The following is a 21,321-nucleotide window of genomic DNA, read 5'->3' as shown; positions in this document are numbered from 1 at the left end:
GGTTCTCCAGATCGATCGCGGGACGGAGCGTCCGGCGCTAGACCGTCGCCTGGTGCCGATCGGCGTGCCGTCGCAGCGCGGGCAGCTCCGCCTGGACCTTCCGGAAGGCGCCGACCAGGCTGTCGATCAGGTCGGGGTCGCGCTCGAAGTAGTTCCACGGGATCTCGATCGAGCGGGCGACCTTGGCGTCGCAGCCCGGCAGCTCGACGGCGGTCGGGTCGATGCCCGACCGGCGGATCGTTTCCGTCCACATCACCCGCGGGCCGCCGTAGCTCGGGCTCAGCCGCTCCGAGCGATGCAGGCCCTTGGCCACGTACGGGACCGCCGGCACGCCCTCGACGGCGAGCGCGGCGACGAACGCGTCGCGCTCGACGCCCGCCAGCTCGGCGTCGAAGTTCAGGGTCACCATGTGGAAGACGCACTCGTCGGCCTCGTCGACCGTCGGCCAGCTGAGCGCCTCGACGTCGCGCAGTCCCTCGAAGAGCCGCGCCGCGTTCCAGCGCCGCGCGGCGTTCTCCTCTTCCAGGTGCGGGAGCCGGTCCAGCGCCATCAGCGCCGAGACCACGTTCGGGCGGTAGGAGTAGATCAGCGAGTCGACCAGAGGCCGCAGCTCGTCGGGGAAGCCGGGCTCGCTGGCCCGCCCCAGCAGCTCTCCGCGGCCGGCGTGCTGACCGCTGATGGTCGCCTTCCAGTAGACGTCGGCAACGCGGGTGACCATGTACCCGCCCTCGGTGGTGGCGAGCGGCTTGACCCCGTTGGTGGAGAACCCGCCGGCGTGACCGAAGGCGCCGACCCGGGTGCCGCGGTGACGCGCGCCGTGCGCCTGGCTGCCGTCCTCGATCACCAGCAGGTCGTGATCCTCGGCGAACCGCATGATCGCGGTCATGTCCGCCGGCTGCCCGTAGAGGTGGGGCACGAGGATCGCCCGGGTCCGCGGCGTCAGTCCGTCGGCGAGCCGGGCCGGGTCCAGCAGCCCGTTGTCGCGGTCGATGTCGACGAAGACCGGCACCGCGCCGTTGTGCAGGATGCAGGAGACCGAGGCCCCCCAGGAGTAGGGCGAGGTGAGCACCTCGTCGCCGCCGGTGACCTCGAGCCCGATCAGGGCGGACTGGAGCGCCCCGTGGCCCGAGCTGGAGGCGAGCACCTGGTCGACGCCGTGGTACGCGGCGAGCCGCGTCTCCAGCTCCTCGATGATCGGGTGGCCCTTGCTGAGGCCCTGCATCGGCCCGCGGTCGAGCGCGTCCGCGATCCGGACGTGGAGGTCGGCGCCGAGGCGCGGGTACTTGGGGTTCGGCAGGCGGTGCGCGGGGGTCCCGCCCAGCAGCGCCAAGGGGTTGGAGGACTGGGCCATGGGCCGAGCGTAACCGTTTGAGGTCGACCGGTCAACCAATTTGGGAGCCATCCTTCGGGACGGTGCTCTAGGCTTGGTCGACCGGTCGACCTGATCCGCCATCTTCATGCACAACGAGTCAAGCGCCCTCCCCCAGAGCCTCCGCATCGCCCCCCGCCGGCCGCCGGTGACGGAGATCACGCGGACGCTGCTGGACTACCTGCTGTCGGGCGAGGTCTCCCCGGGCTCGAAGATCCCGCCGGAGCGGCAGCTGGCCGAGGCGCTGGGCGTCGGCCGCTCACAGGTCCGCGAGGCGATCAAGTCGCTCAGCCTGCTCGGCCTGCTCGACGTGCGTCAGGGGGACGGGACCTACCTGTCGCAGTCCGGCTCGGATCTGCTGCCGCAGGTGATCGAATGGGGCCTGTTGCTCGGGCAGCGGCGGATCTTCGACCTGGTCGAGGCGCGCGCCGAGATCGAGGTGCTGGTCGCGGGACTCGCCGCCGAGCGCGCCACGGAGGAGACGACCGCCCGGCTCCGCAAGGCCCTGGACGCGCTCCGGCAGGCGGGCGACGACGTCGATCGCTACGTCGAGGCGGACGTCGCGCTGCACCTGGAGATCGCCGCCGCGACGGAGAACGAGACCTTCATCAGCCTCGTGACCAGTCTCCGCTCGCTGCTCGGTGTCTGGGCCAAGCGGGTGCTCGAGCACGCCGGCGAGACGGCGTCGTCGTTCGACATGCACGAGCCGATCGTCGACGCGATCGCCGGCGCCGATCCGGACGCCGCCCGGGCCGCGATGCGCGCCCACATGGAGCGTGCCGACCGCCGCCTGCGTGCGGCGCTCGACGCCGAGAACGCATCGGCGGCACCCTCCTCCTGAAACCGGACGTCGAACCGGCCCACCGGTCGACGGCCGTCACTGCCGCATCCGCGGATCCTGCGTCGGGTCGGCGTAGACCGGCGGGCAGCCGGAGGCGACCGCGTCGGGCCGCAGCTCGTAGTGCCAGGGCTCGTTGCCGTAGATCCGGCAGAGGCCGTAGGCGGAGCCGTGCCGGGCCAGCCAGGCGGCGGCGCCCGCGGGACCGATGTCGATCGCCTGACCGGAGACGTGGGCCGAGGTGCCGGGCGTGGCCACCCAGCGCGACGCCTCGGCCTGCGAGCCGTACTTCGCGACCGCCTCGTCGAGCAGCCGCTGCTGGTACGCCCGCGAGCGCCAGCCGCTGTCGACGACGAACGCGATCCCCTCGTTCGCCGCCTGCGACGCGGCCCGACGAACCGCGTCGAGCAGCGCCGGGTCGAGCTTGGCGACGCCCGGGACGCCGCCGTCGAAGACCGTCGTGCCGTCGGGCACGGCCCCGGCGGCCACGCCCAGCTCGCCGCGCCAGCCGCTGCCGCGGTGCTCGCCGCCGACCGCGTCGACCATCGACGCCGACGGTCCCGGCGAGCGGCCGCTGATCGCCACCACGATCGCCCCCAGGACGACGAGCAGGGCGGCCACGCGCCGCTTGCGGATCCGGATCGGGGCGCGGTGGATCGTGCCCATCCCCGTCAGCTGGTCGGCCCGCATCACGCCGCCTCCTGGAACGCACCGGCTCGCGGATCGAGCGCCAGCTCGCCGGCCGCCCAGTAGAACGGGTCGACCGTCGGGTCGCCGAGCAGCTGGCGGCGGACCGGCGGCTGCGTGGCCCACGCCGGCACGTCGGCGAACGGCGTGTCGCGCGAGGTCATCCAGCGGTAGCTGTAGCCCCAGAACATCGCCCGCCGGGTGCGGGCGCCGAGGTTGTCCCGCCGGCGGTGCCAGAGCCGGGCGTCGAAGACGGCGACCGTGCCCGCCGGCCCGAGGATCGGCACGCCGTCGGGCTGCTCCTCGGTCGGGTACCGCGACTCCGCGTCGAGGTGGCTGCGCGGGACCACCTCGAGCGCGCCGTCGTCCGCCGACTCGACGTCGGTCAGGTAGATCGCGACCTTCAGCGTCACCCGCGGCTGGTCGCGCCAGAGCAGCCGCATGTCGCGCCCCATCAGGCCGTTGTCGCGGTGCCAGCGGTGGGCGCCGGTCGGCGGGTGCGGCGGGTGGACGTCCAGGTGCGAGTGGTTGATGTAGATGTTGGGCGAGAGCAGCTCGACCGCGAGCGCCAGCAGCGGCGGCCAGTCGACGACCGCCGCCAGCCGCGGGTGCTGGGCCAGGCCCGAGAGCAGGTGGAGCTGGCCCCCGGCCCCGGCCTCGGGAGACCGTGCCGCCACCTCGTCGACCGCCCCCAGCAGCCGGCGGGAGAGCGGGCGGTCGAGCGTCCCGACCACGGCCCAGCCCTCCTCCGCCACGGTCTTCGCCAGCGGCTCCGTCGCTGCGTTGCTGTAGCTCATGCGACCAGTCAACGGGGAGCGGTGTCGCCAGCACGTACGCGGTTTGCGATACGTCGGCGATACCCCCGCCGCCTACCCCGCCAGCGACGGCACGCCCCGGGCCCGGCCGTAGGCGTGGACCACGTCCTCGAGCCGCGCCACCCGGCTGCCCTTCACCAGCGCCGCGTCGCGCGGACCCAGCGTCCGCAGCAGCGCGACGGCATCGTCGACGCCGGTCACGTGCGCCTCGCCGTAGAGGTCGGTCTCGTAGCCGACCACCTGGACCCCGAGCCGCTCGGCCACGGCGGCGATCCGGCGGTGCTCGGTCGCGCTCCGCTCCCCCAGCTCGGCCATCAGTCCGAGCAGCGCCAGCCTGCGCTCGCCCGGCAGCGCCGCCAGCGAGCGCACCGCCGCCTCGGCCGACGCCGGGATCGCGTTGAAGCAGTCGACCACCAGCAGCGGGCCGGCGGGCACGTGGTGGACCTCCATCCGCCACGGCGACGCCCGCCCCTCGGCCAGCGCCGCGGCGACCGCCTCGATCGGGACCCCGGCCCAGAGCGCGACCGCCGCCGCGGCCAGCGCGTTGGTCACCTGGTGGGCGCCGCGCAGCCCCAGCCGGACCTCCGTCCGGCCCCACGGCGACGAGAGCCGGAAGCGGGCGCGCAGCTCGTCGTCGAGCGCGACGTCGTCGGCCCGGACCTGGGCTTCGGGACCGGTGCCGTAGCCCAGCACGCGGGCGGCGCTGCGCGAGGCCATCGCCCGCACCCGCGGGTCGTCGACGTTGAGGACGGCCAGCCCCGAGGGCGGCAGCCCGGCGACCAGCTCGCCCTTGGCCCGAGCGACGCCGTCGAGGTCGCCCAGGAACTCGACGTGGGCCAGGTCGACGGCGGTCACGACGCCGACCTCGGGCCGGGCCACCTGGCACAGCCGGTCGATGTCGCCCTCGCGCCGGACGCCCATCTCCAGCACCACCCAGCGGGTCGCCTCGGGCGCGCCGAGCAGCGTCAGCGGCAGGCCCAGCTCGTTGTTGAACGACCGCTCGCTGGCCGCGGTCGGGAAGGTCGACGCCAGGCAGCCGGCCAGCAGGTCCTTGGTGGTGGTCTTGCCGACCGAGCCGGTGATGCCGATCGCGCCGGCGATCCTGTCGCGTCCGAGCGCCCCCAGCCGCAGCAGCGCGGCGGCGGTGTCGGGCACGCGGATGGCGGTCCCGCCGACCGGCTCGCGCGCGGTCAGGTAGGCCGCGGCGCCCGCCGCGAGCGCCGCCGGCAGGAAGTCGTGGCCGTCGCGCGCCGCCACGATCGGCGCGTAGAGCTGCCCGGGCCGGAGCGTCCGCGTGTCGATGCTGGCGCCCTCGACGGCGACGTCGGGGCCGACCAGCTCGGCGCCCAGGTGGTCCGCCAGCTCAGCGGCCGAGAAGCGCATGGCTGATCGGGAAGTCGAAGTAGGTGGCGGGGTAGGGCTCGGTCCGCAGCGCGTAGTGCCACCACTCGCAGGCGTAGGCGCGGAAGCCCGAGGCCTCCATCAGCGCCCGCAGCTGCCGGCGGTTGGCGGCCTCGACCGCGCTCACGCCGGGCGCGTCGTGGTGGGAGATCGGGTCCATCAGGTCGTGGCCGCCGCCCATCGGCACCAGCTCGCCGGTCGCCAGGTCGAAGAGCGTCAGGTCGACGCTGCTGCCGCGGCTGTGCCCCGAGCGGGGAGCGACGTAGCCGCGGTCGACCATCTCGCGGCGGTCGATGTTCGGGTAGTGGCGCTGCTTCGTGCGCCCGTTCTCCGGCTGCTCGAACCAGCGCAGGAAGCACTCGACGGCGCGCTGGGGCCGGTAGCCGTCCCACAGCAGCAGGCCGAACCCGCGCACGGCGGCCTCGTCGCGGGCGACGGCGAGCGCGTCGCAGAGCGCCCGCGCGCCGACGATCCGGTTGACCTCGTAGCCGTCGACCGGCTTGCCGGTGAAGTTGTCCCAGGTGGCGTACTTGGCGTCCCAGCGGACGCCCGCGACGACGTCGTCGACGAAGGCGAACTCAGCGGTCACCGTCGTGGCCCTCCAGCGTCGACGCCACGATCCGGTCGAGGACCTCGGCGAAGGAGAGCCCGGCCGCGGCCATCATCCGCGGGTAGCGGCTGTACGAGGTCATCCCGGGGAAGGTGTTGACCTCGTTGAGCACGACCGTCCCGTCCGCGGTCAGGAACATGTCGACCCGCGCGAGCCCGCGGCAGCCGAGGGCGCGGTAGATCGCCTTGGCCGTCTCCTGCACCCGCGATCGGGCCTCGGCGGAGATGTCGGCCGGGACGTTGACCGTCGCGTTGTCGGAGCCCTGCTCGGGCGCCTGCTCCTGGTGGATCCGGAAGAAGCCGCCGGAGAGCGCGATCTGGTCGACCTCGCCGGCGAAGAGGTCGGCGCCGTTGCCGTGGATCGCGCAGCCGACCTCGTTGCCGACGACCGCCTCCTCGATCACGAGCTTGGCGTCGTACTGGCGCGCGTCGCGGACCGCGTCCTCCAGCTCGCCGGGAGCGGAGACCTTGGTGACGCCGAACGACGAGCCCGAGCGCGCCGGCTTGACGAAGACCGGGAAGCGCAACCGCTCCGCGTCGATCTCCTCACCGGGCGCGACGGTCCAGAAGCGCGGCGTCGCGATTCCGGCGCTCCCCGCCACGACGTAGGCCAGGGCCTTGTCGATGCAGAGCGCGGAGCTGGGCACGTCGCAGCCGGCGTAGGGGATGCCCGACAGCTCCAGCAGCCCCTGGATCGCGCCGTCCTCGCCGAACTTGCCGTGCAGCACCGGCAGCACCAGGTCGAGGGGGACGGTCTCGTGGCGATCGCCGTCCAGCACCAGCAGCCCGGGGCGGCTGCGGTCCGGGGAGAGGACGGCGGCGCGGGTGCTGCGCCGCTCCCAGTCGCCGTCGGGACCGTCGCAGAGCCGCCAGGCCCCGGCGCGGGTGATCCCGACGAAGACCGTCTCGTACTTGTCGGGGTCGAGGTGCTTGGCGACCTCGCGCGCGGACTTGACGGAGATCGGGTGCTCCTCGCCACTGCCGCCGAAGACGACCGCGAGCCTCGACCTACGCATGCTCGATCACCCCGGCGAACGCCAGGCAGTTGGCGATCGTGTGCTCGACCATGTCGCGCAGCGCGTGGTCGGTGTAGTAGGCGGTGTGCGGGCTGACGAGCACGTTCGGCAGCTCCTGCAGCCGCCGCAGCGGGCCGGGTTCGATCGGCCGGTCGCGGCGGTCGGCGTAGAAGATCCCCTGCTCGCCCTCCACGACGTCGAGCGCGGCGCCGCCCAGCCGGCCGCTCTCCAGCGCCGCGACCAGCGCCGCGCTGTCGACGAGCGCGCCGCGTCCGGTGTTGACGACGACGGCGCCCGGCTTCATCCGCGCGATCCGGGCCTGGTCGAGCAGGTGGTGGGTCTCGGTGGTCAGGGGCGTGTGGAGGGTGACGACGTCGCTGCGCCGCAGCAGCTCGTCGAGCGGCACGTGGTCGACGGCGGCGCCCGGACGGCGGTCGTGGGCCAGGACCCGGCAGCCGAAGCCCCGCAGCCGGTCGATCACCGCGCTGCCGATGCGACCGGTGCCGATCACGCCGACGGTCAGGTCGCGCAGCTCGCGACCGCGCTGGTCGTGCAGGCGGTAGTCGTGGACGTCGGCCCGGCGGACGATCGCCTTCGCGTGCCGGACGGCCATCAGCATCAGCATCAGCGTGTAGTCCGCGACGCTGTCGGGCGAATAGGCGACGGTTCCGACGCTGATGCCGACGTCCCGCGCGCATTCCGCATCGATGTGGTCGCAGCCGACGCTCCGTGTGGAGAGGTAGGTCACGCCCACGTCGGCCAGCGCGCGCAGCGTCGCCGCCGTGACCTCGGCCTTGTGCCCGACGCTGACGCAGCGGTTCCCCGCCGCCAGCGCGACGTTGGCCACCGAGACGGGCGCCGCGGTGATGGTCGCGTCGACGTCGAAGCCGGGCGCCAGGGCCCGGAAGAGCGCGGCCTCGTCCTGCTCGCACCCGTAGACCGTGATCCGGGTCGCGGCGGTGGCCGGCGCGGCCCAGGGCGCCGGCGGTCGGGGGCGTGCCGCGGTTCGGGCCGGATCGCTGCGGATCATGCGGCCAGTCAAGACCGCGGCCTGCTGCCGGCGCGTATGCGGTTCCCGATACGCGGGCGATAGGTGCTGGGCCGGTGCTCGCGACTAGTGGCCCGAGGCGTTCCATTCGGCGCGGTTCTGGTCGCGGTGCGAGACCGCGAGGTTGGTGCTGGCCAGGTAGGCGAGGTCGTCGATCATGCAGTCGGAGGCGTTGCTGCTGTGGGCGAGGCCGGTGAAGTGGCTCAGCTCGTGGCAGACGACGGCCTTGGCCTGGTTCTCGGTCAGGCCGTAGTTGGTGTTCATCTGCAGGCGACCCTGGCCACCGTGGTGGCGCCAGTGGTAGGCGCGTCCGACGAACGGCAGGGGGTAGGGAGCATCGACGAGCACGATGTCGGCGCTGCCCGAGGAGCCGGCGGTCGGGAACCGCAGCGAGCCGTCGTAGATGTCGTGCAGGTGCAGCTGGGCGCGGCGGGCGCCGGCCTTCCAGGAGGCGTTGTCGATCTGGTTCCAGAGCGTGAAGTCGCGGTCGTGGTCCTGGTGCTGGAAGCGGACGCAGCAGTCGTCGTCGGTGACGTACGCGATGTGACCGTGGGCCGCGGACGGCTGGAGCCCGATCGCCGCCAGCAGGAGGACGAGGGTCCGCCCGGCGGCGCGGCGCGCGCGAGTCATCGGTCGTCGTCCTGGGGGCGGTAGCCGGAGCGCTCGCGCCAGCGCGGCCGGTTGGTCAGCATCGGGTTGGGAGAGGCGCTGACGTCGGCGGTGGCGAGCTCGCGGTCGACGCTGACCTGCTGGGCGGTGGCGGTGAGGTCGTCGATCGAGCCGGTGGGCGCCAGGGTCGTTCCCGGCTCGTGCTCCGGCAGCTGCTCGAGCCGGTCGCCGTCGACACCCACGTAGGCGCCTGCCCAAGCCGTGTGGTACGCCCGGTCGTTCCCCTCGACCACCTGGTCGAACTCGGCGAGGAAGAAGACGTAGCGGTGACCGGCGGTCACGCCCAGCGGCGCGTCCTCGTCGGGATCGAGCAGGTAGAGCGTCGGCGCCGAGGGCAGCTCGCGGGCCCAGCCGCTGCGGTTGATGACCCGCTCGACGTCGATCTGGACCGCCAACGCCGACAGCGGCGGCGGCAGCTCCTCGCTCGGCGGGCTCGGGGAGCCCTCGATCTGGGATCCCTCGCGGACGCTGCGGACGGTCGCGACCGCCACGACGTCGCTGCCCGCCACCGCGTCCGCGAACGTCCGCGGGTGCCAGATCGCCATGCCGCTCCCGTCCGGGCCCGTGATCAGGACCTTCGCCGTCGGCGGGATCCGGGACGTCGCCGCCGTCGGCTCGTCGCTCCCGCAGCCCGCCGCCGCGCTGATCATCAGCGTCGCCGCGACCGCCGTCGCTCCGTCTCGCAGCCGTGCTCCCACGATGGCCTCCTCGTTCCTGCGTCCGCGCCCTTCCCGAGCGCCGGGCCCCTCGCAGACGCCACGTCCGGCTGCGCGCGTTCCGGAACGTCGATGAGTATGACAGGTCGTCGTGCGCCAGGGGAGCGGCTACCGGCCAGCCGTCAACCCGCCCCGCAGCGCCGCCGCGAACGCCCGCGCGGCGGCACCGGGCTCGGCGCGGGTGGCCAGCGAGAGCGCGGTCCGCGCGGCCCCCTCGATCGCGACGGCGACCAGCGGGGCGGCGATCATCGACGGCGAGAGCACCGCGACGCCAGCGCCCTCGGCGGCCAGGGCCAGGGCCGCCTCGGGCGAGTGGACCTGGACCGCCGGGACGAGGTCGACGCCGGCGGCGGCGCAGGTGGTCGCCAGCGCGGCGCGGACGCCGGTTCCGGGCGGCAGGGTCAGGACGTCCTGCTCGGCCAGGGCGGCGGGGGGCACCGCGATCCGCCCGGCCCACGGGTGCGTCCGCGGCACGGCGGCGGCGAGCGGCTCGTCGACGACGGTGACGACGTCGAAGTCGGCCGGCAGCGGGACCGCGTGCGCGACCAGGGCGACGTCGAGATCGCCGGCGGCGAGAGCGGCGATCAGGTCGTCGGAGTTGCCCTCGCTCGCCGTCACCGCGACGCCGGGATGGGCCTTGCGGAAGCCGGCGAACGCGCGCAGGTAGCCCGGGATCGTGCAGCCGATCACGGTCCCGATCCGGACCTGGCCGCGGGTGACGCCGGCGAGGTCGTCGGCGACCGTCCGGATCCGCCCGACCGCGTCGAGCGCGGCCGTCGCGTGCGGCAGCAGCGCCTGGCCCTCGGGCGTCAGCGTCGCCACCCGCGCGCCGCGGTCGAACAGCCGCACGCCCAGCTCGCGCTCGAGCTTGGCGACCTGGGCCGAGACCCCCGGCTGGCTGACGTGCAGCGCCTCGGCGGCGGCGGTGAACGAGCCCCGCCGCCGGACCTCGGCGAGGTACCGCAGCTGCTGCAGTTCCATAACTGAGAATTCTATATTCGATCCGAACCAGGTATTGGACTTCTGGAACCGGGCGCTCGAACATCGACCCATGACGTCCACCGACCGCCCGACCGACCCGCGCGCGATCGCCGAGCGCTACTTCGCCTGCTGGGCGGCCGGCGACCCCGAGCCGCTGCGCCCGCTGCTCGCTCCCGACGTCACCTTCGACGGCGTCCTCGGCGCGACCCGCGGCCCCGACGAGTTCCTGCGAGGACTGGCCGGCATGTTCGCCGCCACCACCGCCAACGACGTGCTGCTGCGGCTGGCCGACGACCGCGACGTCGTCACCTGGTCGGCGCTGACGATCGCCGGCAAGCCGCCGATGCAGGTCGCCAACTGGACCCACGTCGAGGACGGCCTGATCACGGCCGTCCGGGTCACCTTCGATCCGCGGCCGATGCTCGGGGAGTAGCCCTCAGCGGCGTCGGAAGCCGCGGTCGGGCGCCGGATCGAGCGGGCTCGGCGGGAGGCCGGGCGGGGGCTGCTCGAGGTTGTAGTCCGAGGGTGCGATGTCGTTCGGTGCGTCGGGGTGAAAGAGCGCGGCCAGCAGCTGGGCCTGGCCGCGACCGACGCCCAGCTCGCCCATGCCGCCGTTGTACATCCGGATGCCGGTCGCCCCGCAGTGGGCGTAGAGCCGGCTGAGCTCCGCCAGCCGCCCGACGCGGCAGGGCTTGACGTTGACGATCCGGGGCTCGATCGCGGTGGCGGCGATCGACTCGACGGTGGTGATCGGCGCGTCGTAGGAGACCCGGTCGGCGAACGGCGCCAGCAGCTCGAGGATCGCCGGGTCGTCGTGCGGGTCCTCGAAGACCGCCTCGGTGAAGGTGGCCAGCGTCCGCTCGTACATCGCCAGCAGCGCCGCCTCGTCCTCGACCTCGATCCCGTACTGGCCCTTGAAGTCGATCGTGGCGACGCCCTCGACGGCGGCCACGCGGTCCATGATCTCCTGCGTCCACGAGGGCGCGACGTCGAGCTTGAAGCCGACCGTCGGCTGCGCCGCCCGCCGCTTGGCGACCTTGTCGATCTCGGGCGGATCGCCGAGACCGAACGAGTTGACGAAGGTCAACGGCCGCGGCGTCCGGCCCAGCACCTCCGGCAGGCTCGTCCCCGCCTGCCGCAACGCGAGGTCGAGCGCGGCCGACTCGAACGTCCAGCGCCGCCAGTTCCGCTCCAACTCGTACTCCGGCGCCTCCGGCCACATCTCGATCGTGTCGAGATGGTCCAGGAACCCCGCCAGCGTCGACCACTCCCCCGTCAGCGAATGATCACTGGCACGCAGGCTCTCCTGCGTACCCGGCATCCCGACCTGCTCACCGATCCCCTCCTCACCACGACCCCGCAGCCGCAGCTGGGTCGTCGTGTAGTCCTCCATCCCCAGGGGGCCGCTCGGCACCAACGCCTCGAACGACGACGACTCGATCGTGATCGGCAGGTCCTTGACGGCGGTCCAGAGGTCGGTCATGAGCAGCTCCCGGGTGAGGCGACGGACGGGACCGACCCTACGCCAGGCCGGCCGCCCCTCCACCCTGGCAGGACCGCCGGCATCGAGCACGTGCTCGGGATCGGCGGGCTGGCCCGCCCCAGCCTCTGGACGGATGTCCGACGACGTTTCCGAAGCGCCCCCGCGGTGACCGTCGCGCGGACGGCCCAACGCACGGCGGCGCACGGCGGACACTGGCGAAAACGTTTCGACCCCCGTTCCGCAGGGGAACTCGCCACGGTCAACGCGGACGACGTACGCGGTTCGACGCGGGTCGGACAATGGCGTTTCTCTCGGACACGAAAGCGGTCCTTCATCTAGCCTGCCCGGCTTCTGCAACAGGACGAAGGGAACGCCTCCGTGGGTCTCACCTCCAATCGGCGTGCGCGGACGGGGCGCGCGTCCCGTGGCCTCGCCGCCGCGCTCGGCCTCGCCTCGCTGCTCGTCGCCGGGCCGGCGATGGCCGCCGACTCGATGCCGGCCCCACCGGCGCTGCCGGACACCGACTTCGGGCTGACCAGCTTCTCGGCCGGCGTCTTCAAGACCAGCGACGGGAGCAACGCCGACCGCGCCTCGCTCTTCACCCAGGCCGGCGGCCACCCGGCCTTCGCGAGCGCCGAGTTCGGGCTGGCCAGCCAGGAGGTCACCAACGGCAACCACACCTACCCCGGCGAGCCCTACGGCTACACGCGCGACATCCGCGTCGACCTGCCGGCCGGGCTGGTCGCCGATCCGACCGCGATCCCGACCTGCACCGACGAGCAGCTCGACAACCTCTCGATCATCGGCGACTCCGGCGACCCGGACTACGCGGCCGTGCGCAAGGGCCCGCCCGGCAGCGGCTGCCCCGTCGCGTCGCAGGTCGGGATCCAGCGGATGCGGGTCCGCGGCACGATCTTCACCGGCCGCAACACCGTCGAGGCGGTCGCGCCGGTCTACAACATGACCCGCGCCAAGGGCCAGGTCGCGCGGTTCGCGATCAACCCGCGCCAGGTGACGCTCTCCTACATGATGGACGGCAACCTCGACCCGATCGACCTGGTCGGCGGCGTCCGGCCCTCCGACCACGGCACCTACGTCGAGATCAGGAACCTGCCGCGGAACCCGCTGCTGGTCTGGTCGAAGCTGACCCTCTGGGGCGTCCCCGGCGACCCGGTCCACGACCCCGAGCGGGGGCTCGCCGGGATGGCGCTGCTGACCCTCGCCGGCCCCGACCTGCAGACCGATCCCGACTCGCGCGGCGGGCTCCAGGTGGACGACAAGACCACCGCCTTCCTGACCAACCCGACCAGCTGCAGCGGGCCCCAGACGACCCGGATCGAGATCACCTCGACCAAGGGCAAGAGCTCGCGCTCGAGCGACACGACCCCGGTCGGCAGCGACGGCTGCGAGCGGCTGCCGTTCGCGCCGACCACGAGCTTCGGTCCGAGCGCGCTGCAGGCCGACGCGCCGACCCCGCTCTCGGTCTCGCTGTCGGTCCCGCAGACCAAGGACGGCGGCAGCCTCGCCGCCGCCCACGTCCGCGACGTCAAGCTGACCCTGCCGCCCGGGATGTCGATCAGCCCCTCGGCCGCCGACGGGCTGGAGGCGTGCAGCGACCGCGACCTGGCCCAGGGCACCGACCAGCCGATCAGCTGCCCGCCGGCGTCGAAGGTCGGCCGGGTCGCGATCCAGTCGCCGCTTCTCGACGAGCCGCTGGAGGGCGCGATCTACCTCGGTCAGCCGCAGGCCGGGCAGCGCTACCGGCTGTTCGTGACCGCCGAGGGCCGCGGGATCGCGATCCGGCTCAAGGGCCGCGTCGACGCCGATCCCACCAGCGGCCAGCTGACCACCAGCTTCGCCGACAACCCGCAGCTGCCGTTCTCGCGGATGACGCTCGACTTCGACGGCGGCGCGAAGGCGATCGTCGCCTCGCCGCAGAGCTGCGGCGCCGCGACGGCCACCACCACCTTCACGCCCTACTCGGGCACGGCGCCGGTCGCGGTCGGCAGCCCGCTGAACGTCACCGGCTGCGGGCCGCTCGGCTTCTCGCCCGGCTTCGCGATCGCCGCCGGCTCCGCCCAGTCGGGCGCCTTCGCCCCGCTGACGGTGACGCTCTCGCGGCCCGACGGCGACCAGTACCTGGGCGGCGTCGGCGCGCGCCTGCCGCTCGGCATGACGGCCAAGCTGCGCGGCGTCCAGCGCTGCGCCGAGGAGGACGTGGCCGCCGCCAGCTGCCCCGCCGCCTCGCGGATCGGCAGCGTCGCGACCAAGGCCGGGCCGGGCGCCGCGCCCTACGCGCTGAACGGCAGCCTGTACCTGACCGGCGGCTACAAGGGTGCGCCGTTCGGGATGGTGGCGATCGTCCGCGCGCTCGCCGGCCCCTACGACCTGGGGCACGTCGTCGTCCGGCAGGCACTGCGAATCGACCCGGCCAGCGCCCAGGTGACGGTCGACAGCGATCCGCTGCCGCAGGTCCACGAGGGGATCCTGCTGCGGCTGCGCGAGCTGACGCTGCGGATCGACCGCCCCGGCTTCCTGCGCAACCCGACCTCGTGCTCGACCGGCGCGGTCGCGGCGACGCTGACCTCGGCCGGCGGCGCCACCGCCAGCCCGGCCGCGCCGCTGTCGTTCACCGGCTGCCAGCAGCTGCGGTTCGCGCCGAAGGTGCGGCTGGCGGTCGCCAACAAGACCCAGATGGGCAAGCACAAGCACCCGCGCGTGACGGCGACCGTGACCCAGGCCGAGGGCGAGGCCGGCCTGCGGTCGGCGACGGTCGCGCTGCCGACGTCGCTCTCGCTGGCGGCGGCCAACGCCCGGGGCCTCTGCGAGGCGGCGGACGCGCTGAAGGGCAGCTGCCCGGCGTCGTCGGTCGTCGGCTCCGCGACCGCCGAGACGTCGATCCTCGACCGCCCGCTCAGCGGCCCGGTCTACTTCGTCAAGGGCGTCCGCCGCGATCCGAGGACGGGGCGCGAGATCAAGACCCTGCCGACGCTCTACGTGGCGCTGCGCGGCGAGGTGGCGATCGACCTCCGCTCGACGACCGCGATCCGCCGCAAGCAGCTGGTGACGACGTTCGCGGCGATCCCCGACCAGCCGATCACGTCGTTCACGCTCAACATCAACGGCGGCCGCCACGGGATCATCGCCACCACCCGGGCGCTCTGCGGCCGCAAGCTGACCGGTCGCGTGGCGCTGGCCGGGCAGAACGGCGCCGCGCCGCGGGCGGCCAGCGTGCGGATCGGGACCCCGTGCGCGGTCCGCAAGGCGCAGCCCGCCAAGCGCAAGTCGGCGACGGGCAAGGCGAAGACCACCCGCCGCTAGCCGTCCGCGTCGGGCCGGGAGGGGCGGGCGCCGCTCCCGGTCCGGCGCCGCGGCTAGACCAGCTCGCGGGCGACCGCCTCGGCCTCGTAGACGACCTCGATCGTGCGCCGGGGCGCCAGCGCGTCGCCGAGCGGGCGGGCGGCGACGCCGGCGGTCTCCAGCTCGCGCAGCAGCCGGTCGTCGGGCGTCCGCAGCAGCGACAGAACGACCGCGTCGACGCCCTCCAGCGTCGCCCGCCGGCCCGACCAGGTCTCCTCCAGCGCGACCGCGTCGCCGGCGACCGCGGCCAGGGCGCGACCGGCCGTCACGGCGACGCCGCGCTCGGCCAGCCGCGCGAAGACCTCGGTCCCGTCCTGCGCCTGCCGGACCCAGCGGCCGACCTCGGCCTGTGGGGTGACGAGCTCGACGCGGACGCCGGCGGCCGAGAGCAGGTCGGCCAGGCCGAGCGGCAGGTACTCGCCGGTCGCGTCGACGATCGCCACCCGCGCGCCGAGCGCGGTCGGGTCGTCGAGCGCCCGTCGCAGCGCCTCGGCGACGTCGAGCACGTGCGGGGCATCGATCCCGGGCAGCGGCGCGGCGGCCGGCGTCCCCGCCCACAGGCCGCTGCGGTCCCAGCTCGCGCCGGTCGCGCACAGCACCAGGTCGGGCGCGTGCGCGGCGAGGCCGGCGGCGGTCGCGGCCTCGCCCTGGCGCAGCTCGACGCCGGCCCGCTCGGCGGCGCGCGCGAAGGCGTCGATCGCCAACCGCCAGCGGCGGCGGCCGGGCAGGCGCGAGAGCGGATCGAGGTGACCGCCGAGCGGCCCGCGCTCCCAGACCACCACCTCGTGCCCGCGGTCGGCCAGCGTCGCCGCCGCCCGCAGGCCGGCCGGACCGGCGCCCGCGATCGCGATCCGCCGCGGGACCGGGGTCGGTGCGGCGGCGGTCGCCTGCTCGCCCCAGCGCGCCTCGCGGCCCATCGCCGGGTTCATCAGGCACGCCACCGGCCGCGCCCCGAAGGCCCGCACCATGCACTCGTTCTCGCCGATGCAGGGCACCGTCTCGTCAGTGCGCCCGGCCATCGCCTTGCGGACCAGGAACGGGTCGGCGAAGTGGGCGCGCGTCATCACCGCGACGTCGGCGGCGCCCGCGGCGACCACCGCGGCGGCGTCGTCGACGGTCCGGATCGTGTCGACGAGCAGGACCGCGGCCCGGCCCGCGACGGCCTCGCGGATCGCGCGGCCGTGATCGGCCAGGACCGCCGCCGGCGCCTCCATCGCCGCGATCGTGCGCGGGATCGAGAACGGGCTGCCGGTCGAGACGTTGACGTAGTCGACGAGCCCGGAGCCGACCAGCTCGTCGACCTGGATCAGGCACTCCTCGGGCGTGATCCCGGCCGCGCCGACGTACTCGTCGACCGACAGCTGGACCCCGACCGCGAGGCCGTCGGCGGCGGCGCGGATCGCCTCCAGGAGCTCGAGCACGAACCGGCAGCGGCGGCGCGCGGAGCCGCCGTAGCGGTCGCTGCGGCGGTTGAACAGCGGGCTCAGGAACTGGGCCGCGAGCCAGCCATGGGCGGCGTGGACCTCGACCCCGTCGAGACCGGCCTCGGCCACGTTGCGGGCCGAGGTGGCGTGGCCGGCGACGATCTCGGCGATGTCGTCGTCGCCGAGCGCGTAGGGCACCGCCCCCGGGCCGGGCGAGGGCACGCGCGAGGGGCCGACGACCGGCTGCCAGGCGTCGCCGACGACCGTGCCGGTGTCCGCGATCCCGGGACCGTAGAGCTGCACGAAGGCCGCGGCGCCGTGCTCGTGGACCGCCTCGGCCAGCCGCGCGAGCGCCGGGACCGCGCGCGGATCCCAGGCGGTGCAGGCGTCGGGGAAGGCCCCGAGCGCGGTCCGGTAGGCGCCGTGCTCCTCGGTGAGGATCAGGCCCGCGCCACCGCGGGCGCGCTCGGCGTGGAAGGCCACATGACGCTCGGAGAGGACGTTGTCCTCGGCGTAGAGCAGCGTCGAGGGGCCGGCCGCGATCCGGTTGCGGAGCGTGACGGGGCCGACCTGCACCGGCTCCCAGAGAGGGCGGAGATCCGTGACCACGGCGCGACGATACACATACCAGCGTGGTGATGTGCAGGATTTTGACGTGCTCGCCCCTTCCGGCTCCCGGGCTCCGACCAGCGGATATCGTCGGCCTCCTGCGGCTCGTCGTCGGGCCGTGGACGCCCCCCGTCCCCCGTTCCGGAGGCCCCGATGCCGTTCCCCCGGTCACCGCTCGCCGCGCTCGCCGCCGGCGGCCTGCTGCTCGTCGCCGGCGCCGTTCCGGCCAGCGCGTCGACGATCGCCTACCAGTGCGGTTCCTCGGTCTGCACGATCGATCCCGATGGCGGCAGCGCGAAGCCGAAGACCGTCGCCACGGGCCGCCTGGCCGGGATCACCCGCGACGGCAAGACGCTCTCGTGGGTGCCGGAGAGCGGCGGGCTGGTGCAGGCCGGCGCCGACGGCAAGGGCGCGCGGACCGTCTTCGACAAGGCGGTGGTCAACCAGCCCTCGATGTCGCCCGACGGCAAGCAGTACCTGTGGTGGTACCCGGGCCCGGACGGCTTCGGCGGGCTCACCGCGGTCTGGACCCGCAAGCTGACGGTCGGCAAGGCCGAGTCGAACGGGGTCTCGTTCTGCGGCGGCTGCGTCGTCAGCCACGGGTGGCTGAACCAGACCCCGATCGCCGCCTACCCCCGCGGGACCTCGAAGGACGAGCCGCAGTCGATGGTCTGCCGCGTGGCGACGCCGGAGGAGGAACCCGGCGCGACGCGCAGCTGCGTGCAGGTGCTGGTCCGCGACCCGCGCGGCGGGATCGCCTTCCCGAGCGGCAACCCCGCCGGCAGCGAGATCGTCGCCGCCCTGACCCCGGACGCCGCCACCGGCGTCGAGGGCCGGATCGTCCGCTACTCGCTGGCCACCGGCGCGCCGATCGGCGACCTGACCCAGGGCACCGCCGACACCACGCCGGTCTTCTCGCCCGAGGGCGACCGCGTGGCCTTCGAGCGCGACGGCAAGATCGTCGTCAAGGACCTGGCCGGCGGCAGCGAGCGGACGATCGCCACCGGCGTCTACCCCTTCTGGGGCGGCGCCCGCGGTCCGGCGACCGCGATCGCGTCGACCTCGCTGCGCTACCGCAAGGGCCGGATCGCGATCAAGCTCCGCTGCGGCGGCGGCACGACCTGCCGGGGCAGCGTCCGGATCAAGAAGGGCCGGACGGCGATCGGCAGCCGCAGCTTCACCATCAAGGCCGGCCGCAGCGCGACGGTCGCGGTGACCCCGAGCCGCCGCGGCCGGGCCGCGATCCGCCGCCGCCAGACGGTCACGGTGACCGTCGCGCCCCGCACGGGCAAGACGGCCACCGCCAAGCTGACCCTGCGCCGCTAGAGGGCCTTCAGCTCCTCGGTGATGGCTTCGACGGAGGCCTTGGCGTCGCCGAAGAGCATGCTGGTCTTGGGGTCGGTGAAGAGCGGGTTGTCGATCCCGGCGTACCCCGAGCTCATCGAGCGCTTGAGGACGATGGTGGACTGGGAGTCGTCGACGTTGAGGATCGGCATCCCGTAGATCGGGCTGTCGGCCTTGTTGCGCGCGTCGGGGTTGGTGACGTCGTTGGCCCCGATCACCAGCGACACATCGGTGCGCTTGAACTCGGGGTTGATGTCATCCATCTCCTTCAACTGGTCGTAGGGCACATCCGCCTCCGCGAGGAGGACGTTCATGTGCCCGGGCATCCGGCCGGCGACGGGGTGGATGGCGTACTTGACCTCCACGCCCTTGGACTCCAGCAGGTTGGCCATCTCCTTGACCGCGTGCTGGGCCTGCGAGACCGCCATCCCGTAGCCGGGGACCACGACGACCAGGCGCGCGTAGGCCATCTGAATCGCCACATCCGACGCCGACGTGGACCGCACGGTGCCCCCCGAGGCGCCCGCGGGGCCGCCCGCGGCGGCGTCGCTTCCGCCGCCGCCGAAGCCGCCGGCGATGACGGAGGTGATGGTGCGGTTCATGGCGATCGCCATCTGCTGGGTCAGGATCGTGCCCGACGCGCCGACGATCATGCCGGCGACGATCAGCGCCTGGTTGTCCAGCGACACACCCGCCGCGGCGGCGGCGAGGCCGGTGAAGGCGTTCAGCAGCGAGATCACGACCGGCATGTCCGCACCGCCGATCGGCAGCACCAGCAGCAGCCCGAAGACGGCGGCGAGGAGGAGCAGGCCGATGATCAGGATCTCGCTGGTCGACCCGGCCGTGATCGCGATTGCACACGCAACGGCGCCGCCGAGGGTCAAAAGCTGGGCCGGCAGCTGGAGCGCGCCGAGGGTGCGGGGCTTGCCGTCGATCAGTTCCTGCAGCTTCGCGAACGCGACGTTGGAACCCCAGAACGACACCGAGCCCACGATCGCCGAGAACATCGAGAACAGCACGATGTAGGTCGGCGCGAAATCGAAGCCGCCGGAGGCGCGGAACTCGGCCCACGAGATCAACGCGACCGCGCCACCACCGACGCCGTTGAACAGCGCCACCATCTGCGGCATCGCCGTCATCTTCACCTGCCGCGCCGCCGGAACGCCGACCGCGAACCCGATCGCGAGACCGAGGATGATCCAGACGGGGTTGTGGAACGGATCGACCAAGAGGGTGGCGATGACGGCGATGACCATGCCGACGGCGGCGATCCGGTTGCCCTGAACGGCGGTCTTGGGGCCGGTGAGGCCGGAGAGGCCGTAGATGAAGAGCCCGAAGGCCAGGATGTAGAGGACCGACTTGAAGTTCGCGTCGGTCAAGAACGAAGCAAGCGTCGCGTGCATCACTTGCCGCCCTTCTCATCGCCGCCAGCAGGCTGCTTGGGCTCCGGCTTGCTCTTGAACATCTCGAGCATCCGGTCGGTCACGACGAAGCCGCCGACGACGTTGATCGCGCCGAAGACCAGCGCGACGAAGACGATGATCGTCGTGACCGCCCCGAGATCAGCGCTCTCGGCGAAGATCAACAACCCGCCCAGCACCACGATCCCGTGGATCGCGTTCGTGCCCGACATCAACGGGGTGTGCAGCGTGTTGGGCACCTTCGAGATCACCGCATACCCCACGAACCCGGACAGCACCAGGATCGCCAGGTTCGTGACCAGGTTGCCCGGCTCACCACTAGTGGCCAGCACGGTCGACAAGGACAACATCAGACGCTCGCCTCCACAGTCTTCTTCGCCCCCGCATGCACGATCTCACCCTCACGCGTGATCGCCGCACCCGCGATGATCTCGTCCTCCCAATCCAGCTTCAACGACGGCTCACTCTCCCCCTCCGGGGTATCGAGCATCAGCTCGACCAGCGACTGGATGTTTCGCGCGTACAGCTGCGACGCGTGCTCGGGCATGTCCGCCGCCAGATTGAGCGGCGAGACGATCGTGACGTCGTGCTTCACCACCGTCTGGCCCGGCTCGGTCAACTCGCAGTTGCCACCCGTCTCACCAGCCAGATCCACGATCACCGAACCCGGACGCATCCCCTCGACGGCCTCGGCGGTCACCAGCCGCGGCGCCGGACGACCCGGCACCAACGCCGTGGTGATCACCACGTCGAAGCCCTTGGTCGCGTCGGTCAACGCCTGCTGCTGCTGCGCCCGCTCCTCCGCGGTCAACTCACGCGCGTAGCCACCCTCACCGGCGGCCTCGATCCCCAAGTCCAGCCAGGTCGCGCCCAACGACTCGACCTGCTCCGCCGTCTCCGGCCGCACGTCATAACCCGTCGTCTTCGCGCCGAGACGCCGCGCCGTGGCCAGCGCCTGCAGACCGGCGACGCCGATCCCCAGCACCAGCACCTTCGCCGGCGGGATCGTCCCGGCGGCGGTCATCAGCATCGGAAAGAACCGCGTCGAATGATCCGCCGCCGTCAACACCGACTTGTAGCCCGCCACGTTGGACTGCGACGACAACGCGTCCATCGCCTGCGCCCGGCTGATCCGCGGAATCGCCTCCATCGCAAACGCCGTCGCACCCTTGTCCCGCAACAACGCCGCGGTCTCCGGCGAGGAGAGCGGCGCCAAGAACCCGATCAGCACGCTGTTCGCCCCGAGCTTCGCGACCTCGTCCGCGGTCGGCGGCGCGACCTTCACCACCACATCCGCGCTCCAGACATCGGACGAGAGCGTCGCGCCCGCCTCCTCGAACAACGCATCCGGAATCAACGCGTGATCGCCGGCACCGGGCTCGACCACGACCTTCACGCCCTTGGCGCCCAGCCGCTTCACGACATCCGGCACCAGCGCTACTCGACGCTCGCCCTCGGCCTGCTCTTTCGGAACACCTAGCAACATTCGGCGCCTCACAGTACGCGCCCGATCGGCGCCGTGACACGATCG

19 protein-coding genes are annotated in these 21,321 nt (G+C 73.4%); 4 read left to right on the top strand and 15 right to left on the bottom strand.

The annotated features are described in order from the left end of the window. Positions 1-37 precede the first annotated feature (37 nt). Positions 38-1,351 (bottom strand): DegT/DnrJ/EryC1/StrS family aminotransferase, encoded by a 1,314-nt coding sequence (locus tag SH587_RS04960; protein ID WP_320669469.1) that lies wholly within the window; start codon positions 1,349-1,351, stop codon positions 38-40. A 106-nt stretch (positions 1,352-1,457) separates the two neighbouring features. On the opposite strand from SH587_RS04960, the gene SH587_RS04955 reads away from it, so the two are divergent. Continuing rightward, positions 1,458-2,210, top strand: a complete 753-nt coding sequence (locus SH587_RS04955) for a FadR/GntR family transcriptional regulator (RefSeq protein ID WP_320669468.1) — start codon at positions 1,458-1,460, stop codon at positions 2,208-2,210. Between the two features lie 36 nt (positions 2,211-2,246). Here the strand turns inward: SH587_RS04955 and SH587_RS04950 are convergent, their stop codons facing one another. The 9 genes from SH587_RS04950 to SH587_RS04910 all read right to left on the bottom strand — a co-directional run bounded on the left by SH587_RS04950 (position 2,247) and on the right by SH587_RS04910 (position 10,149). Next, on the bottom strand, positions 2,247-2,897 hold the full coding sequence (locus SH587_RS04950) for a M15 family metallopeptidase (protein ID WP_320669467.1): 651 nt from the start codon (positions 2,895-2,897) through the stop codon (positions 2,247-2,249). Next, on the bottom strand, positions 2,897-3,691 hold the full coding sequence (locus tag SH587_RS04945; protein ID WP_320669466.1) for a phytanoyl-CoA dioxygenase family protein: 795 nt from the start codon (positions 3,689-3,691) through the stop codon (positions 2,897-2,899). Before SH587_RS04945 ends, SH587_RS04950 begins: the two co-directional genes overlap by 1 nt. Before the next feature lie 72 nt (positions 3,692-3,763). Then, entirely contained in the window at positions 3,764-5,092 is a 1,329-nt protein-coding gene (locus SH587_RS04940; RefSeq protein WP_320669465.1) for a UDP-N-acetylmuramoyl-tripeptide--D-alanyl-D-alanine ligase, read from the bottom strand. Continuing rightward, on the bottom strand, positions 5,073-5,699 hold the full coding sequence (gene vanX / locus SH587_RS04935) for a D-Ala-D-Ala dipeptidase VanX (RefSeq protein WP_320669464.1): 627 nt from the start codon (positions 5,697-5,699) through the stop codon (positions 5,073-5,075). Before vanX ends, SH587_RS04940 begins: the two co-directional genes overlap by 20 nt. Continuing rightward, the gene (vanA, locus tag SH587_RS04930; RefSeq protein WP_320669463.1) at positions 5,689-6,735 is read right to left on the bottom strand and encodes a D-alanine--(R)-lactate ligase; all 1,047 of its coding nucleotides are present in this window, start codon (positions 6,733-6,735) and stop codon (positions 5,689-5,691) included. Before vanA ends, vanX begins: the two co-directional genes overlap by 11 nt. Continuing rightward, positions 6,728-7,765 (bottom strand): D-isomer specific 2-hydroxyacid dehydrogenase family protein, encoded by a 1,038-nt coding sequence (locus tag SH587_RS04925; protein WP_320669462.1) that lies wholly within the window; start codon positions 7,763-7,765, stop codon positions 6,728-6,730. Before SH587_RS04925 ends, vanA begins: the two co-directional genes overlap by 8 nt. An 84-nt stretch (positions 7,766-7,849) precedes the next feature. Continuing rightward, the gene (locus tag SH587_RS04920) at positions 7,850-8,413 is read right to left on the bottom strand and encodes a matrixin family metalloprotease (protein WP_320669461.1); all 564 of its coding nucleotides are present in this window, start codon (positions 8,411-8,413) and stop codon (positions 7,850-7,852) included. Beyond that, on the bottom strand, positions 8,410-9,150 hold the full coding sequence (locus SH587_RS04915) for a hypothetical protein (protein WP_320669460.1): 741 nt from the start codon (positions 9,148-9,150) through the stop codon (positions 8,410-8,412). The genes SH587_RS04920 and SH587_RS04915 overlap by 4 nt, the downstream gene beginning before the upstream one ends. Positions 9,151-9,276: 126 nt before the next feature. Continuing rightward, positions 9,277-10,149: a LysR family transcriptional regulator gene (locus SH587_RS04910; RefSeq protein WP_320669459.1), complete on the bottom strand. Its 873-nt coding sequence runs from the start codon at positions 10,147-10,149 to the stop codon at positions 9,277-9,279. A 70-nt stretch (positions 10,150-10,219) separates the two neighbouring features. Here SH587_RS04910 and SH587_RS04905 point away from each other — a divergent pair, with 70 nt between their 5' ends. Next, positions 10,220-10,582 carry a nuclear transport factor 2 family protein gene (locus SH587_RS04905; protein ID WP_320669458.1) on the top strand — a complete coding sequence of 121 codons (363 nt, stop codon included), beginning with the start codon at positions 10,220-10,222 and terminating at the stop codon, positions 10,580-10,582. Between the two features lie 3 nt (positions 10,583-10,585). Here SH587_RS04905 and SH587_RS04900 read toward each other — a convergent pair whose 3' ends face one another. Continuing rightward, a complete protein-coding gene (locus SH587_RS04900; RefSeq protein WP_320669457.1) occupies positions 10,586-11,632 on the bottom strand; it encodes a hypothetical protein in 1,047 nt (348 codons plus the stop codon). A 378-nt stretch (positions 11,633-12,010) separates the two neighbouring features. Between SH587_RS04900 and SH587_RS04895 the strand changes: the two genes are divergently transcribed. After that, the gene (locus SH587_RS04895; RefSeq protein WP_320669456.1) at positions 12,011-14,953 is read left to right on the top strand and encodes a hypothetical protein; all 2,943 of its coding nucleotides are present in this window, start codon (positions 12,011-12,013) and stop codon (positions 14,951-14,953) included. A 53-nt stretch (positions 14,954-15,006) separates the two neighbouring features. Here the strand turns inward: SH587_RS04895 and SH587_RS04890 are convergent, their stop codons facing one another. Next, the gene (locus SH587_RS04890) at positions 15,007-16,992 is read right to left on the bottom strand and encodes an oxidoreductase (protein ID WP_320669455.1); all 1,986 of its coding nucleotides are present in this window, start codon (positions 16,990-16,992) and stop codon (positions 15,007-15,009) included. Positions 16,993-17,178: 186 nt separating this feature from the next. Here SH587_RS04890 and SH587_RS04885 point away from each other — a divergent pair, with 186 nt between their 5' ends. Continuing rightward, entirely contained in the window at positions 17,179-18,351 is a 1,173-nt protein-coding gene (locus SH587_RS04885; RefSeq protein ID WP_320669454.1) for a TolB-like translocation protein, read from the top strand. Here the strand turns inward: SH587_RS04885 and SH587_RS04880 are convergent. From SH587_RS04880 to SH587_RS04870, 3 genes are read right to left on the bottom strand one after another with little or no spacing between them, the layout of a single operon-like run. Then, complete coding sequence (locus tag SH587_RS04880; protein ID WP_375341731.1) at positions 18,348-19,772, bottom strand: NAD(P)(+) transhydrogenase (Re/Si-specific) subunit beta; 1,425 nt, start codon at positions 19,770-19,772, stop codon at positions 18,348-18,350. The genes SH587_RS04885 and SH587_RS04880 overlap by 4 nt on opposite strands. Then, positions 19,772-20,140: an NAD(P) transhydrogenase subunit alpha part 2 gene (locus tag SH587_RS04875; protein ID WP_320669452.1), complete on the bottom strand. Its 369-nt coding sequence runs from the start codon at positions 20,138-20,140 to the stop codon at positions 19,772-19,774. The genes SH587_RS04880 and SH587_RS04875 overlap by 1 nt, the downstream gene beginning before the upstream one ends. Further along, entirely contained in the window at positions 20,140-21,276 is a 1,137-nt protein-coding gene (locus SH587_RS04870) for a Re/Si-specific NAD(P)(+) transhydrogenase subunit alpha (RefSeq protein WP_320669451.1), read from the bottom strand. The genes SH587_RS04875 and SH587_RS04870 overlap by 1 nt, the downstream gene beginning before the upstream one ends. Between the last annotated feature and the right edge of the window lie 45 nt (positions 21,277-21,321).

This window comes from Patulibacter defluvii, from assembly GCF_034096925.1.
In the GTDB taxonomy this organism is placed as follows: domain Bacteria; phylum Actinomycetota; class Thermoleophilia; order Solirubrobacterales; family Solirubrobacteraceae; genus Patulibacter; species Patulibacter defluvii.
Note: the sequence above shows the minus strand (reverse complement) of the source record. Positions and strands in the feature narration are given on the sequence as shown.

Coding starts and splice junctions, on each gene's coding strand:
- SH587_RS04960 (WP_320669469.1), bottom strand. CDS start 1,351: ATGGCCCAGTCCTCCAACCCCTTGGCGCTGCTGGGCGGGACCCCCGCG.
- SH587_RS04955 (WP_320669468.1), top strand. CDS start 1,458: ATGCACAACGAGTCAAGCGCCCTCCCCCAGAGCCTCCGCATCGCCCCC.
- SH587_RS04950 (WP_320669467.1), bottom strand. CDS start 2,897: ATGCGGGCCGACCAGCTGACGGGGATGGGCACGATCCACCGCGCCCCG.
- SH587_RS04945 (WP_320669466.1), bottom strand. CDS start 3,691: ATGAGCTACAGCAACGCAGCGACGGAGCCGCTGGCGAAGACCGTGGCG.
- SH587_RS04940 (WP_320669465.1), bottom strand. CDS start 5,092: ATGCGCTTCTCGGCCGCTGAGCTGGCGGACCACCTGGGCGCCGAGCTG.
- vanA (WP_320669463.1), bottom strand. CDS start 6,735: ATGCGTAGGTCGAGGCTCGCGGTCGTCTTCGGCGGCAGTGGCGAGGAG.
- SH587_RS04925 (WP_320669462.1), bottom strand. CDS start 7,765: ATGATCCGCAGCGATCCGGCCCGAACCGCGGCACGCCCCCGACCGCCG.
- SH587_RS04920 (WP_320669461.1), bottom strand. CDS start 8,413: ATGACTCGCGCGCGCCGCGCCGCCGGGCGGACCCTCGTCCTCCTGCTG.
- SH587_RS04910 (WP_320669459.1), bottom strand. CDS start 10,149: ATGGAACTGCAGCAGCTGCGGTACCTCGCCGAGGTCCGGCGGCGGGGC.
- SH587_RS04905 (WP_320669458.1), top strand. CDS start 10,220: ATGACGTCCACCGACCGCCCGACCGACCCGCGCGCGATCGCCGAGCGC.
- SH587_RS04900 (WP_320669457.1), bottom strand. CDS start 11,632: ATGACCGACCTCTGGACCGCCGTCAAGGACCTGCCGATCACGATCGAG.
- SH587_RS04885 (WP_320669454.1), top strand. CDS start 17,179: ATGCCGTTCCCCCGGTCACCGCTCGCCGCGCTCGCCGCCGGCGGCCTG.
- SH587_RS04880 (WP_375341731.1), bottom strand. CDS start 19,772: ATGCACGCGACGCTTGCTTCGTTCTTGACCGACGCGAACTTCAAGTCG.
- SH587_RS04875 (WP_320669452.1), bottom strand. CDS start 20,140: ATGTTGTCCTTGTCGACCGTGCTGGCCACTAGTGGTGAGCCGGGCAAC.
- SH587_RS04870 (WP_320669451.1), bottom strand. CDS start 21,276: ATGTTGCTAGGTGTTCCGAAAGAGCAGGCCGAGGGCGAGCGTCGAGTA.